The sequence below is a fragment of the Pseudomonas sp. F220 genome, assembly GCF_057813935.1.
Genome location: NZ_JBVASJ010000040.1, coordinates 18,690 through 33,143, shown reverse-complemented (window position 1 = coordinate 33,143; position 14,454 = coordinate 18,690). Strand labels below are relative to the sequence as shown.

Sequence of the window (14,454 nt, the reverse complement as noted above, 5' to 3'; positions counted from 1 at the left end):
ATTTATGTTCGCAGATCGTATCATTAAGTTCGGAAGAAAGTTTGAAGGTCGATTAGATCCCGACCTTCTCCAAGGAGCCTTGGATTATGTTGCGTATAACGAAGAGAGCCTGGCCTTTGAGATTTTGTGCGATCATATTTGCGAATATGATATTTCTATCACGGACGAAGAATACAATGAGGCTGTTCGACTAATTCTAGATATTGGACTTGATTTAGATGAAGGTCCATTTAAGCATTTGTTGGGGTTGAAGAAATAAAAAAGGGAGAAATAGGGGGCAGACCACGGTTTCTAAATTTTTAGCTAGGGTTCAAACGTCATAAACTGGAAAAGGAGTTTCCATATGCCGCGTAGAGCACGCGTACTGATGCCAGGAGTCCCTCTGCATCTGATTCAGCGAGGGAAGAACCGTTCGGCCTGTTTTTATTCTGAGGAGGATTACCTTTTTTATTTGGAGCATTTGGCTGAGCAGGCAAGAAAGCATAATTGCGAGATCCATGCGTGGTGTCTGATGACCAATCATGTCCACCTGCTTCTGACACCTAGTCATTCAACTGGCGCGAGCTTGCTGATGAAGGGGCTTGGTCAGCGGTATGTTCAATACATCAATCGTACGTACCAGCGCAGTGGAACATTATGGGAAGGCCGCTTCCGCTCCTGCCTGGTGCAGGAGGACCGTTACGTATTGGCTTGTTATCGCTACATCGAGATGAACCCGGTCAGAGCAGGGCTCGTGGAGCATCCTGCTGAATATCGCTGGTCGAGTTATCGAGTGGATGGTCAGGGTGAGCAGTCAAGACTCATCACGCCTCATGCCCAGTACAGCGCTCTGGGTAATGTGGGTACGCTGAGTTCTGAAGCCTATCGCGGGCTTTTCAAACATCAACTTGATTCAGGTTTGGTTGATCAGATTCGAGCGTCTACTAACGGTAATTACGTTCTTGGGGGGACCAAATTTGCTTCGGAGGTAGAGGGGGCGCTGGGGCGGCGGGTGGGAAGAGGTAAGTCGGGGCGGCCTAAGAAAGCTGCTGATTTCGACGTTGAACCTCTGCTTTAGAAAACGTGGTCTGTCCCCTGTTTTTTCCTGTTTTTTCCTGTTTTTTCTAAAGCAGTCGATGGCGGCACTGCTTTCCGCCCTGTGAATGGGCAAGCTTACTTTGATAGTTTGAGGTAGTTACTGTGGAGATGATTGACTCTTCGCGCGATTTGGCGAATGTTAGCTTTAGCCGAGATGAGCTTTTGGTCTTGAACGCAGCTTTAAATGAAATATGTAATGGGGTAGATGTGTTCGAATTTGAGACGCGGATCGGTGCAGATCGTGAGTTTGTAGCCGGTTTGCTTCAAGGGATTGGTTCGTTGCTTGATAATATGGATCATCTACCCAACTGATCTGCGATGACTTTGTTCCACAGACACCGGCCTCGTGCCGGTGTTGTTTCGAGAAATAGGGGGCCGAAATAGGGGGCACCCATTAGCCGGTCCTGCGTCAACGAAATAGGAAATAGTAGGAAATAGGGGGACAGACCACGATTCTTTTGATGGGTAGGCGAAGCCGTGGGTGTCCCCTATTTACTATTGAATACGGATTTAAATGAAATATGTAACGGGATAGCCGTGTTCGAGATTTAGTCGCGGATCGGTGCAGGCCATGATCTTGTAGTCGGTTTACTTCAAGAGATTGGTTTGTTGCTTGATAACATGGGTCATCTATCCAACTGACTTACAGTGATCTTGGCCCAATTTGTTCATCCCCCGGACTGATTGGCCGATAACAAAGAAATCCACAACCCAATAAGGACTATTCACATGAACAAGACCCTCTACAAGACTGTTGCTGTTCTCTCGATCGCGCTGCTTTATGGCTGCGCGTCGGTCCCATCGATGGAAAAAATGCAAGCCGAGGTCGCGCAGTACTCGCTACCCAAGCCAGCTGTTGCGGATAAAGGGCTGGTGTACGTTGTTCGCCCCAGTAATGCCGGGATGATGGTGCGTTTTAATGTCTTCCTTGATGATAAAGAGGCGGAGTCGGAAATGGGTTACAACCGTGGTAACCAATACATTTACTTCTATGTGTCGCCAGGGCAGCACGTGATCAGTTCCAAAGCTGAAAACTGGGCGGATGTGACCGTCACGGCCAAGGCGGGTGAGGTCATTTACCTCAAGCAGGAAGTGGAAGTGGGTGTGGTGATGGCGCGCAATAGCCTGAAAGTGCTGAGTGATGTGGAAGGCCGTTATCTGGTGAAGGACGCAGCGCTCGGCACGGTCGCTAAAGAGAGTAAGTAAGTCTCTGATTGTCGGTAACGCATCTCAGTCTACTTCGTAACGTCTGCTGAAAAAGGAGTTGGAGCTGGTTCTGACCTTCCCAGTTGCCGGACTTGGAAAACGTCTTCTGCCCCCTGTTTTCCAATCTGTCCATATTATGCGGACGCCCTCACAAGAGGTGTGTCCATTGTGAAAATTGACCTTCATCCTTCAAAAGGATTTGCCCATGTTGTTCCGTGTTTTCCGAAACTATATTGCCTTGCTGTTCGTATGCTCCGGCTTGATTGGCTGTGCGTCTACAGTCCAGAAGCCCATCGAACTCGACTCACAGTTTTGGGGTGACAAGAACCAGACCATTGGCGTTGCCATGACCACCTTGCCCCCCTCGGAATTAGCGCTGATTGGCAACCAAGGACTGCTCGATCTGGCCATTAACAAGGGCGTCAACAGTAAACTCAGCACCCAGATCAGCACCTGGAAACTGCACGACACCGCGACTATTCCCGACGAAATTGTCGCCAAGCTGCTGGCCAAGGGGTACAAGGCCAAGCGGGTGGACGAGGTGGTCGACCTCAAGCAATACAAGGAAACCAAGTTTCGTGAAGGCTTTTTTGGCCGGGACCTGACGCCGTTGCAAGCGAAGTTCGACGTGGATCGCCTGTTGTTGATTTCCTACACGGCGAGCGGTGCGTTTCGTAGCTATTACAGTGTGGTGCCTACCAGCGTTCCCACACCGCAAGTCGGCGGCATCGGTGTGGTGGTCGACCTGCGTGACAATCACTTACTGTGGTACAAGCCGTTCGCCGCCGTTCAGCCAGCTCAGGGCGAATGGGACCAACCCAACTACAACAACTTGTCTAACGCGTTCTACCAGGCAGTGGACAGCAGTCGCCAACTCGTAATCATCCCGTTCGCGCAATGAAGGGGCTGGGTTGTGTCCTGCTCATAGCCGGTGGCTTGTTGCTGGGGGCGTGCGCCCAGCATCAGGTGCCTGAGCCCAGCTTCAACAATCCATCAGCCCTGTCTTATATCAATGCCCACGGGGTGAGAGTCGAGGTGCAATTACCGACTGAGGGTTTTGTCACCGCATCGATGGTGATTGATACCAAGACAGCGCAGAACGCTATGCAGACCAGCGACAATGTAACCCGCAGCGCGGTCACCGCAGGTGGTGTGGTTGGCTTACTGATGGCCAGCGTTATCAACACCCGCACCGGCACTGGTGCGCTGGAGCGCGATGCCCGCCTGAGTGCGCAGAATGACGCCCGGCCGATGGTTGCCCTGCTCGTCGATCAGGATCTGGAGGATGTTTTGCTACGGCGTTATCGGCAGACCAGCCAGGCAGCGGGCCTTCCGGCGGCGCAGGGGCAGGTCAGCGGTCGGTTGTTGATCGAGCCGCAACTGGTGCTGAGCGCGGACCGGAGCAGCTTTGTTCTGGTCAACCGGGTACAGGTCCAGGACATCGCCGGTTCGGTGCTCTATCAGCGGCGGATTGACGTGGTCGGGAAGTCGTTTCGCAGCTGTGGCGCGCAGTGCATCGACGACGGGCACCTGGAGCTGGCCAAGGTGAACGGGCAACTGGAGCAATGCATCGACGAAGCCATGCGCGTACTTTCGCAGGACCTGAACGCTGCCGACAGTGGCTCTGGCGACGAGGAGCAGACAGTACGCTACGTGCTCGATGGCCATCGAGTGGTCGAACGCGGGCGATTGTTGCCTGCCTCGGGCGTATACCACCGCTACCGCAACCTGGACGGCGCGATCAAGTCGGTACCGGTGCCGTTCGAGAACGGGACGACCCATCGCCTTTCACCGTGAGGGCATAAACAAAGAAATGGGTCTCCCCTCTGTTTGATCCTTTTTTCACGGCAGGGTGTTTCCCTTAAAGGAAAAAGGGACACCGATTGTTCTCTAAATAAAGCGCCGCAGTGATTCAACAAAAAAGCCCGGACATTGTCCCAATGCTAGTCAGTTAAGGATTGGAACGCCGCAATACCTTGTGGGAGCGGGCTTGCTCGCGATGGCGGTGTGTCAGTAAACATTAATGTCGACTGACACTCCCTCTTCGCGAGCAAGCCCGCTCCCACAGGGATTGCGCTTAACTGATCGGCATTAGGACATTGTCCGGGCTTCTTTTTTTGATTGGGTTATGTAGGTAGACGCCAAGACTGTCAGTCAGGCACTCCCGAGGCTCTATCCGGCGAACAAGGTCTCTGCCAAGCCACTGATGCCGGGCTGGATAGCGAAAACGCTGCCTGCTAGTGGCTGATCACTCAGATCTCCGCTCGGGCGGATTGAGGTGACGAATAGGGTTTCCAGGTTGCTGCCACCGAAGGCGCACATGGCCGGTTTTTTCACCGGCAGGGCGATGGAGCGCTCCAGGTGGCCTTGGGGGGTAAAACGATGAATCAACCCCGCATCGTTTGCGCATATCCAATAACAACCCTCGGCGTCGATGGCCGCACCGTCCGGTCGGCCTGGATACCGGTTCATGTCGACGAAAACGCGACGGTTATACGGAGTGCCGCTGTCGATGTCGTAATCGAAGGCCCAGATGAGCTGTACCGACGGATGGGAGTCGGATAGATACATCAGCTTGCCGTCGGGGCTGAACGCCAGGCCGTTGGGGACAATGAGGCCGTCAAGCCGGGGGGCGAGTGCGACATTTTGTCCGCCGTCATAGCGATACAACGCACCGGCAGTTGCACTGGAGGTCATGTCGACTTGCATGGTGCCGGCCCAAAAACGCCCTTGGCGGTCGCAGCGACCGTCATTGAAGCGCATGCCGGGCAGGGCGTGGTTTACGCCGATCAGTCGAGTGCTTTGCAGATTGCCGTCCAGGCTGGCGCTCAGTCGAAACAAGCCACTTTCCATTCCGGCAATCCAGCTGCCATCGGCGCTGGCGGCAATACACGCGAGCATCTCCGGCGCTTCCCAGCTTTGGCTGCAACGTTTTTCCGGGTCCCAGCGATACAAGCGTCTGGCTGGGATATCGACCCAGTACAGCGCTTGTTCCTGACTATTCCAGACGGGGCTTTCGCCAGTGGCATTGCGTGCGTCGAGAATCAGTTCAACATCCATGGCCGTTCCAGTGATGTGTTGTTTTTATAGGCAGTCTTTTGCAATGGCCTCAGTCGTCTCCGAACGGTCCTGACGTCACGAAGGCGCCGCCCTGATAAATCATGTTGGGATCATCTGCAGCCGGCATGGGCTGAGCCTCGATCTGATCACGAAAGACCTCGGAGCTGTCCTGGCCTTTGAAATTCAGATGCGCTGCGTAGCGATTGTCCCACCAGACGTTTTGGTTGTCGGAAACGCCGTAGACCACCGTATGGCCTACGTTCGGCGTGTACAGCGCGCACTCCAGCAGTTGCGTAAGATCACCGAAACTTAACCAGGTACTCATCATTCTGCGGTTTTTCGGTTCGCTGAACGAAGAGCCAATACGGATGCTGACGGTTTCAATGCCGTAGCGGTCGAAATAGAAGCTGGCCATGTCTTCGCCGTAAGACTTGGACAGGCCGTAGTAGCTGTCAGGGCGGCGCGGGGAGTGTGCGTCCAGCCGCTGGTCCTGTTTGTGGAAGCCAATAACATGATTGGAACTGGCGAAAATCACTCGTTTTACATTGTGGCGACGTGCTGCTTCGTAGATATGGAACACGCCACAGATGTTGGCACCGAGTATTTCTTCGAAGGATCGCTCCACCGAAACGCCGCCAAAATGCAGGATGGCATCAACGCCCTCGACTAATTGGTCAACGGCTTGTTTGTCGGCAAGATCACATGGCTGGACCTCTTCGCTCTCGTCCAGGGCTGGCGCCATTTCAGTGATGTCGGAGAGACGCACAATCCTGCTGAAAGGGCGCAGACGTTGGCGAAGCACCTTGCCGAGTCCTCCGGCAGCGCCTGTTAACAGAAGGCGATTGAAAGGTTGATGCGCAGTCTTTGCTGTAGTCATTTAGGGTTCGCTCTCTCGTGCTCTTATGCTTGTTATGGGTTGTCGTACAACATGGCTGATTATCGACAGCCTTTTTCACCGCTGTCAACGCGCCTTGGGAGGAGGACGTCTCGGCCGCCGGTAGTTCACAGCCGAGGTTTCATCATTCTGATCCCGGCGTCTGCCGCTTAGAGCAGGGAAATTGGATAGCTGATAAAGACACGATTTTCATCAAATCCGTTGATAGTGAAGTTGCTGCGGATGGTCGAGTTACGCCATCTCACGTTGAGGTCCTTGAGTGTTCCGCTCTGCACGGTGTACGCCAGCTCTGATTCCCGACCCCATTCCTTGCCATCATCCCTGCTTGCGGCGTGAACATTGTCGCCACTGATATAGCGGTTCATCAACGTCAAGCCAGGGACGCCGACCGCCGCGAAATTAAAATCATGGCGTAGCTGCCACGAGCGCTCCTTAGCGTTGTCGTAGCTGGAGTTGTAGCTGTCGTTGGCCAGTGTGCCGCCGCTGGTGCCATTGACTCGCATCCAGGCGTTATCCCCGGTCAATTTTTGTAGGCCAACATAAAATGTGTTGCCTCCGACTTTCGCCGACAGCAGGGCAAAAATGGTTTTGTTGTCCAGCTTTCCCGCCCGCTCGCTGCCATCTTCCTTGCCGGTGAAGTAGCCCGTGTTGGCGCCGAGCGTCCAGTCGCCCAACGGCTGGGTGTGCACCAGGTTGAAAAATTGTTGCTGATAGATATCTGTCAGTTGCGAGTACCAGACGCCCACCTGAGTGTGCTTGTCGTTGAACTGGTATTCACCGCCGCCGAAGTTGAAGCGGTCAGAGGTAAACTTGGGCGCATTGTTTAGATACATATCCCCCATGCTGGAGTCGTTGCGCGGGCTATTGCCGCGAAACTGACCGCCGTACAGCGTCAGTCCCTCGATCTCTTTTGAAGTGATCTGTGTGCCGCGAAAGGTTTGTGGCAGCGAGCGACCATCGTCGGCGCGCAGGATTGGCAGGACAGGCATCCATTCGCCAGTTTTCAGTTCAGTACTGGAAAACTTTGCCTTCGCGGCCACACCCAGGCGACCGAAGTTATCAGCAGGCTCGCCGTCGTGGTCCAAGGGCAGCAGTTGCGTACCGCCGGTGCCTTTTCCGCCGTCCAGCTTGACCGAATACAGACCCAGAACGTCCATCCCGAAACCGACTGTCCCGGATGTAAAGCCTGAGCGGGCATTAAGAATGAAACTCTGCGTCCATTCCGCGGCGGTGCTTTGCGCATGAGCCGGGTTGGTGAAGTCTCGGTTGAAGTAGGCATTACGCAGATTCAGGTTGGCTTGGGCATCATCGAGAAAGCCTTCAGCGCTACACATCTGCGGGAGGGCAAAGACCAAGCCTGCCGCCGCGAGCGAAGTGGTGAGTCGAGCATTGCGGATTGTCATTGTTGTTGTGCTCCTTGTTAAACAAGCGCCTTCCGTTTGGGCCATGAATGGCCTTCTGTAAGCGCAAAGCGGTGTGTAGCCACGACTGCGACCTGCACGGGCGTTGAGTCGTGCCTGAATTAGCGTGCGAAGTGATTCACGAAATCGATTGCGATGGAGTCAACGCTATACGGAGCGAAAGACCGCTTTGGCGCCGGTGAGAGGAAGGGGGTTGAGGTGGGGGATTCGTCATGAAAGGTCCTGTTTTTATTTTTATTTAAGACATATGTTGTCGTACAACATTGCTTGATTATCAAAACATCCCTACCCCGCTGTCAACACCCGAAAAATCAAAAGGTGACGGCCCCGGTCAGCAATGCTTGTGCGAGGCTAGAATGTGGGCGGGCGGTCTTTGTCGAGAAGAACGGTTATTTTTCCGATTGACAGCCTGGGGTCGAACTGGATATAAAACGGATAGTTGTACGACGACAGATAACATCTCGACTCTTCAACCCTAAAAATAAAAAAGAGTGTCGGCCCCGCATGAATTCAATCTGCTTACTCACGTCCCTGAATGCCTCCCCTTATGGTTCGACCTTGACGGCCTGCCCGTCCGCACTGTCGGGCCCGTTGTATGCGACTGCCCCACCTGGCACCTGATCGCACTTGCTACAAGGCCAACTCCAGCCGCTGGGCATGGCGAACGTACGCCTCCAATAAGTTGATCGGGAGCCGCGCCGGAATCTGACTTGCCTCGCCGTGGACTTATCGCGTTTGGGCAATGGCCTACGGCCCAATTGATCTCGGTGGAAACCGAGAGATCATCACCACAATCCAACAATAAAGTGATGCCATGAATCTGAACGAGTCCATTAACCCGCAACGCGTTGGCCAGGCCGTCGGCAAATATCGCTGGACTATCTGCGCACTGTTGTTTTTTGCCACCACCGTCAATTACCTGGACCGCCAAGTGCTCAGTCTGTTGGCGCCGGATCTGTCGACGCAATTCGGCTGGAGTAATACCGATTACGCCAACATCGCCGCCGCCTTCCAGTTCGTGTACGCGATTTCCATGCTGTTCGCCGGCCGCGTAGTCGACAAGATCGGTACCAAGGCCGGCTTTGTAGTGGCGATCTGCATCTGGTCGAGCGGCGCGATGATGCACGCCTTTTCGGTGCCGATGGGCGAGGGCATCGCCGCCGTGTGCGGCGCGTTTGGCATTGTCGCCATCCCGGTCTCGATCGCCGGCTTCATGCTGTCGCGTGCTGTGCTGGCGGTAGGCGAATCGGGCAATTTCCCGACCGCGATCAAGGTCACCGCCGAATATTTCCCGAAGAAGGAGCGCTCCTTCGCCACTGGTATCTTCAATTCCGGCGCCAATGTGGGCGCGATCCTGGCGCCGATTTGTGTGCCGCTGATCGCCGGCATGTGGGGCTGGCAAGCGGCTTTCATCGTGATCGGCCTGTTGGGCTTCATTTGGATGGGCGTATGGATTGCGCTGTACAAAAAACCGGAGCAGCAAAAGCGCCTGTCGGCGCAGGAGTTGGACTACATCCGCAGCGATCAGCCCGTTAGCACAGTGGCGTCGGCCGTCGACGTCAAAAAAGTATCGTGGTTCCAGTTGCTGAAATACCGCCAGACTTGGGCCTTCACCTTCGGCAAGTTCATGACCGATGGAGTGTGGTGGTTCTTCCTGTTCTGGCTTCCGACTTACCTGTCGGAGCAGTACGGCATGAAGGGCGCGGCCATCGTGGTGCCACTGGCCGTGTTGTACAGCATGACCATGGTGGGCAGCATAGGTGGCGGCTGGTTCCCCAGCTATTTCATGTCACGCGGCGACGCGCCGTATGACGGCCGTATGAAAGCCATGCTGGTGATAGCCCTCTTCCCGCTGCTGGTGCTGCTGGCGCAACCATTCGGTTACATCAGTTTCTGGGTGCCGGTAGTGCTGATTGGCATTGGCGCGTCGGCGCATCAGGCTTGGTCGGCCAATATCTTCACTACCGTGTCCGACATGTTTCCGCAAAAAGCCGTCGCTTCTGTGGTCGGCATTGGTGGTATGGCGGGCGGCTTGGGCGGCGTAGTGCTGACCAAGATCGGCGGCTGGGTGTTCGACCACTACAAAATGATCGGCGATATCCGTACCGGCTACATGATCATGTTTACCCTCTGTGCACTGGCCTACCTGGTGGCGTGGGGCGTGATGAAGGCGCTGGTGCCACGCCATAAGGAAATCACCGATCTGTAAGCGGCTGGTACGACCAGTGAGCTGACAATCGGGGCAAAATGCGATGCAAGTTTGTCGTAGTGCGTTGCACGACGAATGTTGTCTGGTCCTGAAACAGGTTTACACCTGTTTCAGGACCAGACATGAGGAAGATCGCAGGCTTTGATCTTTTCGCTTCATCAGCTGTCAGCCTTGCCGGTGCGTTATCCAGTTCCTTCAGACGTTTGTCGATCAGCGTGCTTTTATCGCTATACACATTTCGAGCTCCAGCACGTCGTTTTTCTCATCGTAGGTCGCGTCTACCGGGTAGCGTTCGAAGCTGGGCCGGGAGTCATATTGCAGGCCGCTGCCGGGCATCCAGGTGCCACAGAGTTCGCCCCAAGCGGCGGCGATATCCTTCCCGGAACCTTTGAAGTGGGCAACAGCGTAGAGGCCGCCGGGCAGGGTGGTGACGGCGGTGGGGTAGGCGGCGTTGAAGGTGTCGGGGACTTCGACGCAGGCGTCGTAGCGGCAGCGATGGGGTGGGGTGGTTTTTGGGTCGTCGTGGCCGATGCCGTAGCGCACCCGTTGCAGCAGGTTGTTTTCGACCATCCATGGAGCGACGGTTTCGCGCCAGAACGTGCCGATGCCCGGGCCGTAAGGGCCGGTGTAGCGCATGTAAGCCACGCGGGCGGGTGGTAGTTCTTTCAGGGTGACATTCATTATTGTTTTCCTTTTTTTGAGTCGCAAGGAGTCGACTTCAGCCAGTTTTTTGTGGTTGGCCGTCAGGGCGTCTTCGCGGGTGGCGTTTCGTTTGCCCGCGATGGCGATTGATCAGGCAACACAGGACCGATGGCCTCACTCGGAACAACAGCTGGACGCCCCCTTGGCCGTCGGTTGCTCTTCGTAACGATCATGATGGCGGACCCATTTCATGGCCTGGTCTTCGTTACGTCCTTTGGGCGTCAGGTCGAGGTAGTTGTAGGCACCGACCAGCATGTCCAGCCCCCGCGCATAGGTGGAGTAGGTGTGGAAGATCTCACCAGCATCGTTGCGATAGAACACGCTGAGGCCAGGTAATTCGCCTTCGGTGCTGGTGCTTTTTTCGTAGTTGTAGACGGCGGTACCGGCCGCGAGCTCTTCATCGCTGATGGTCACTTTGAAGTCCGCGTTGAAGTCATTGCCGGCCGAAGACACCCAGTTGAACTTCCAGCCCATGCGCTTTTTGAAAGGCTGGAATTCGGCCAGTGGTGCGTGGGAAACCACCACCAGCGCCACGTCATGGTGGGCCAAATGCTGGTTGGCGCCGTCGATGTGATCGGACAGGAACGAGCAACCTGGGCAGCCTTCTTTCCAGCCTGCTGCAAACATGAAGTGATAGACGATCAGCTGACTGCGGCCACCGAACAGGTCCGCCAGGCTTAGCCGTCCGTCGGGGCCTTCGAAGCTGTAGGGTTTGTCGATTTTTACCCACGGCAGTGCCCGGCGTTCGGCACTGAGTTTGTCCCGTTCCCGGGTGAAGGCTTTTTCGTGAAGCAAATGCTCTTTGCGTGCCGCGAGCCATTGTTCACGGGACACGACCTTGGGCTGTTGCGAGGCGTTCATGATCTTTCCTCCTGTGACGGTTGTAGCGCTTGCCGGGCGACTGTTTACACAGCCTAGTCGTTTGGCCAAGTCCGAAATCGACAAGGCACCAGGCGGTTTTATCGAGACGCGTTCGGACGATCTTTTGGGGACATCGTCCCCCTGAATCACCGCTGTCGCGCCGCCTTCAAACACGTCAATGCGTTGAAGTCGCTGCGCAGGCCATCGATCTTCTTCACTAAATGCTGGCGTTGATCCGGTGTGCTTTCGGCCATCAGGTCCACTAGCAGGCTGCGGACTGCTTGTTCGGTCTGGCGGTAGACTTGGCGATAGACGGGAGTCCATAAGCTCTCGCGATTAACCAGAAGTTGTTCGACACGTTGTGGGAAGTCGCTGCTCTGACGCTGCTCCACGGCAGCACTGAATAGCGCTTGCCAATGGGCGCGGTTGGCGATCGCCTGTTGAATTTGTTCTCCTAAGACGTTCGACCAGACAGCGACGCGTTGTTCCTGGCTTGCGCTGAGCGGGCCCAGCCAGGCATTCAGGCGTTTACTCATCCGTTCGCGGCGTTGTTTTATCTGCTGTTCCAGGGGCGTTTTGAGGTGGTCCTTTTGGCGTTTGCGTATGTCTTTGGCAAATGCCTCGTTCATTTCTTTGACTTGTTGATCGTCAAGGCTGCGAAGCAACTCGATGGCCGACGGGGTGATTTCCCGGGCAGTTTGCGCAATGGCCTGCCTGGCTTCCAGGGTTCGGGCTTGCAGTGCGGCGTCGGTGATCTGGTTGGTCTCGATCATGTGTTGCAGGCGATCCAGCCAGTCGAGGTAGCCAGGCAGTTGTGTGCTGCAATGCCAGCTGAGGTGTTCTTTGAGCCGCTCGTTGAGCCAACCTTTTTGCTCAGTGTTCATGTCCAGATAGTCGTTGAGCGTCCAGGGGATGATCACATCGAGGTTGCGGTAGGTCAGGCTCACGCGATTACAGCCAGACAGCACGAGGCTTAACATCAGCAGCAACGTGAAGTGTTTCAGCCGGCGCGACATGGGCGAGTCCTTGCGAATGCGTAGGTCCTGCATCTGAATCTAGAATGAGCCCGACCGTTCAGCCATTCAATAGAAGGAGCGTTCGGCCTTGAACGTGAGCAGGCTGTCGCATTCGGTGTTGTGCCCGGAGTAGGCTGAGCATTCGCTTTCCAGGTTGTTCGATGGGCTCAGACCCATGCTGGGCGCCCATTGGCCGACATACCAACCACTGTCGTGACTCAGGTCCAGGCCGCCATGGAACGAGCCGGAGCTTGACGGTTTGACCAGCCCCTGAGCCATGCTGCGGCTGGGCGAAGTGCCGAGTTTGAGGTCGAAGTCGCCCAATTCGCGCTGGAAGATTTGCGCGTTGACGGCAGAGCACGCCAGCAAGGTGCTGACCAGCAAAATGGAGGGTTTGAGCATGCTTCACTCCCTTGAAAGCGAGGAGCAGGGACCGCGGAACCTACTGAAACGCCCAATCTAGACGTGTGCAAACATAACGGCGAATTCTCGACAGAGAGGTCCGTTGGTCTATTTTTACGCGATTGATTTACGGCTGGGGGTGTTGCGGGAGGACTCTAGTCCTAGCGCTTCGAGGCTCAAAGCGCTTAGGGACCAGGGGGTGATGCGAGGGTATTATTTTTTGCCAAGAGTAATTTGCTTGGACGGGCCGAAAGTCTGGCCGCTGACGCCTTTGGCAATTTGCTGGATTTCGCCGCCGGATTTCAGGAACGCAGCAATCTGGTTGTTGATCGATTCGCTGGTTTCAACGGCTGGAGCTGGCTTTGCTTTGCTGTTGGATGCTTTTACACGCATGGCGGCCATTAACCTGTAGAAAATTAACTTGGCCAAGCATCGTACAGGAAATACTTGACAATTGCTTGGTAAATATCTCCCTGAAATAACCGAGCACACAGCTCGACTAAGTATAAGTTGATCTTCGGAATAAACGCCTAACCTGCTGTTTTAATTAAAAAACTCTGTAAAAACTATCGGTGCTGAGCGGCGCCGCAGCAGAGTAAAACCGGCCAATCGGTCTGACGAGCGGACCAAAGCGGGTTCCCAGGGTCAGGAAAACCAAGGCGCGCAGAGGTTTTTCATCGGCCACTTGGCTGGCCGCAGAACTGTACCGGCAAACTCGGGTAGAATGCCACCCACGCAATGAGGGTATTGGAAATGGCTTTAGTCGGGCGCTACAACAGCTTGCAAGTGGTTAAACACACTAACTTTGGTTTGTACCTGGACGGTGGGGCGGACGGCGAAATTCTGTTGCCTAATCGTTACATCCCCAAAGATATTCCCAGCGAAGATGAAGACTGGCTCAACGTTTTTATTTATCTGGACAGCGATGACAAACTCATCGCAACCACGGAAAAGCCGAAAGTTCAGGTCGGTGATTTTGCGAGTCTGAAAGTCGTTGAAGTGAACAGCATCGGGGTTTTCCTTGATTGGGGTCTACCTAAAGATCTGTTGCTGCCTTACTCCGAAGAAAAGCGTCAGATGACTGCCGGCGAGTATTGTGTGGTGCATGTCTATCTCGACAAGCACACCCGCCGCATCACCGCCACCGCGCGCCTGGACCGTTACCTGGACAAAACCCCGGCTAACTACCAGGTCGGTCAGGAAGTTAATTTGCTGGTGGCCGAAGCGACCGATATGGGCTTCAAGGCCATTATCAATAACAAACACTGGGGCTTGATCCACAAGAACGAAGTGTTCAAGTTCATGCGCGCCGGCAAGGAAGAAAAAGGCTTCATCAAAGAGATTCGTGCCGACGGCAAGATCAGCCTGAGCCTGCAGCCGGTGGGTGAAGAAGCGTCCAGCAGCCTGAACTCTAAGATCCTTAGCAAGTTGCGCGAAAACAACGGCACCTTGCCGGTCAGCGACAAGAGCGACCCCGCAGTGATCAGCGGCTTGTTCGGCGTCAGCAAGGGCAACTTCAAAAAGGCCATTGGTGCGCTCTACAAGAACGGGCAGATCGTGATTCATGCCGATCGTATCGAGCTGAGCTGAGTGTTTCTGTCTGTC

At 54.9% G+C, this 14,454-nt stretch carries 15 protein-coding genes and 1 pseudogene; 8 read left to right on the top strand and 8 right to left on the bottom strand.

Annotated features, from left to right (window positions below):
* Positions 1-4 precede the first annotated feature (4 nt).
* From ACZYSM_RS24895 to ACZYSM_RS24870, 6 genes are all read left to right on the top strand, one after another.
* A complete protein-coding gene (locus ACZYSM_RS24895) occupies positions 5-259 on the top strand; it encodes a MafI family immunity protein (RefSeq protein ID WP_489075619.1) in 255 nt (84 codons plus the stop codon).
* Positions 260-343: 84 nt separating this feature from the next.
* Complete coding sequence (locus ACZYSM_RS24890) at positions 344-1,057, top strand: transposase (protein WP_489075617.1); 714 nt, start codon at positions 344-346, stop codon at positions 1,055-1,057.
* A 122-nt stretch (positions 1,058-1,179) separates the two neighbouring features.
* Positions 1,180-1,389: a hypothetical protein gene (locus tag ACZYSM_RS24885; RefSeq protein WP_489075615.1), complete on the top strand. Its 210-nt coding sequence runs from the start codon at positions 1,180-1,182 to the stop codon at positions 1,387-1,389.
* Positions 1,390-1,890: 501 nt separating this feature from the next.
* Positions 1,891-2,283, top strand: a complete 393-nt coding sequence (locus ACZYSM_RS24880) for a DUF2846 domain-containing protein (RefSeq protein WP_489075625.1) — start codon at positions 1,891-1,893, stop codon at positions 2,281-2,283.
* A 205-nt stretch (positions 2,284-2,488) separates the two neighbouring features.
* Positions 2,489-3,184, top strand: coding sequence for a hypothetical protein (locus ACZYSM_RS24875; RefSeq protein ID WP_489075613.1), 696 nt, complete (start codon positions 2,489-2,491; stop codon positions 3,182-3,184).
* Positions 3,181-4,080, top strand: a complete 900-nt coding sequence (locus ACZYSM_RS24870) for a hypothetical protein (protein ID WP_489075611.1) — start codon at positions 3,181-3,183, stop codon at positions 4,078-4,080. Before ACZYSM_RS24875 ends, ACZYSM_RS24870 begins: the two co-directional genes overlap by 4 nt.
* A gap of 375 nt (positions 4,081-4,455) precedes the next feature.
* Here the strand turns inward: ACZYSM_RS24870 and ACZYSM_RS24865 are convergent, their stop codons facing one another.
* The 3 genes from ACZYSM_RS24865 to ACZYSM_RS24855 form a co-directional block, all read right to left on the bottom strand.
* Complete coding sequence (locus tag ACZYSM_RS24865; protein ID WP_489075609.1) at positions 4,456-5,343, bottom strand: SMP-30/gluconolactonase/LRE family protein; 888 nt, start codon at positions 5,341-5,343, stop codon at positions 4,456-4,458.
* Positions 5,344-5,392: 49 nt separating this feature from the next.
* The gene (locus tag ACZYSM_RS24860; protein WP_489075607.1) at positions 5,393-6,220 is read right to left on the bottom strand and encodes an NAD-dependent epimerase/dehydratase family protein; all 828 of its coding nucleotides are present in this window, start codon (positions 6,218-6,220) and stop codon (positions 5,393-5,395) included.
* Positions 6,221-6,387: 167 nt separating this feature from the next.
* Complete coding sequence (locus tag ACZYSM_RS24855; protein ID WP_489075623.1) at positions 6,388-7,641, bottom strand: OprD family porin; 1,254 nt, start codon at positions 7,639-7,641, stop codon at positions 6,388-6,390.
* An 832-nt stretch (positions 7,642-8,473) separates the two neighbouring features.
* Here ACZYSM_RS24855 and ACZYSM_RS24850 point away from each other — a divergent pair.
* Positions 8,474-9,868: an MFS transporter gene (locus tag ACZYSM_RS24850; RefSeq protein WP_489075605.1), complete on the top strand. Its 1,395-nt coding sequence runs from the start codon at positions 8,474-8,476 to the stop codon at positions 9,866-9,868.
* A gap of 210 nt (positions 9,869-10,078) precedes the next feature.
* On the opposite strand, the gene ACZYSM_RS24845 is transcribed toward ACZYSM_RS24850, so the two are convergent.
* From ACZYSM_RS24845 to ACZYSM_RS24825, 5 genes and pseudogenes are all read right to left on the bottom strand, one after another.
* Positions 10,079-10,549: an AraC family transcriptional regulator gene (locus ACZYSM_RS24845; RefSeq protein WP_489075603.1), complete on the bottom strand. Its 471-nt coding sequence runs from the start codon at positions 10,547-10,549 to the stop codon at positions 10,079-10,081.
* Between the two features lie 135 nt (positions 10,550-10,684).
* Positions 10,685-11,431, bottom strand: a complete 747-nt coding sequence (locus tag ACZYSM_RS24840) for a DUF899 domain-containing protein (RefSeq protein WP_489075601.1) — start codon at positions 11,429-11,431, stop codon at positions 10,685-10,687.
* 146 nt (positions 11,432-11,577) lie between these two features.
* Positions 11,578-12,447 (bottom strand): DUF6279 family lipoprotein, encoded by an 870-nt coding sequence (locus ACZYSM_RS24835; RefSeq protein WP_489075599.1) that lies wholly within the window; start codon positions 12,445-12,447, stop codon positions 11,578-11,580.
* 143 nt (positions 12,448-12,590) lie between these two features.
* A pseudogene (locus ACZYSM_RS24830) lies at positions 12,591-12,849 on the bottom strand (TorF family putative porin); the annotation flags it as partial.
* Positions 12,850-13,062: 213 nt separating this feature from the next.
* Positions 13,063-13,251 (bottom strand): hypothetical protein, encoded by a 189-nt coding sequence (locus ACZYSM_RS24825; protein ID WP_017337097.1) that lies wholly within the window; start codon positions 13,249-13,251, stop codon positions 13,063-13,065.
* Positions 13,252-13,602: 351 nt separating this feature from the next.
* Between ACZYSM_RS24825 and ACZYSM_RS24820 the strand changes: the two genes are divergently transcribed.
* A complete protein-coding gene (locus tag ACZYSM_RS24820; RefSeq protein WP_150804402.1) occupies positions 13,603-14,439 on the top strand; it encodes a CvfB family protein in 837 nt (278 codons plus the stop codon).
* Positions 14,440-14,454: the final 15 nt, after the last annotated feature.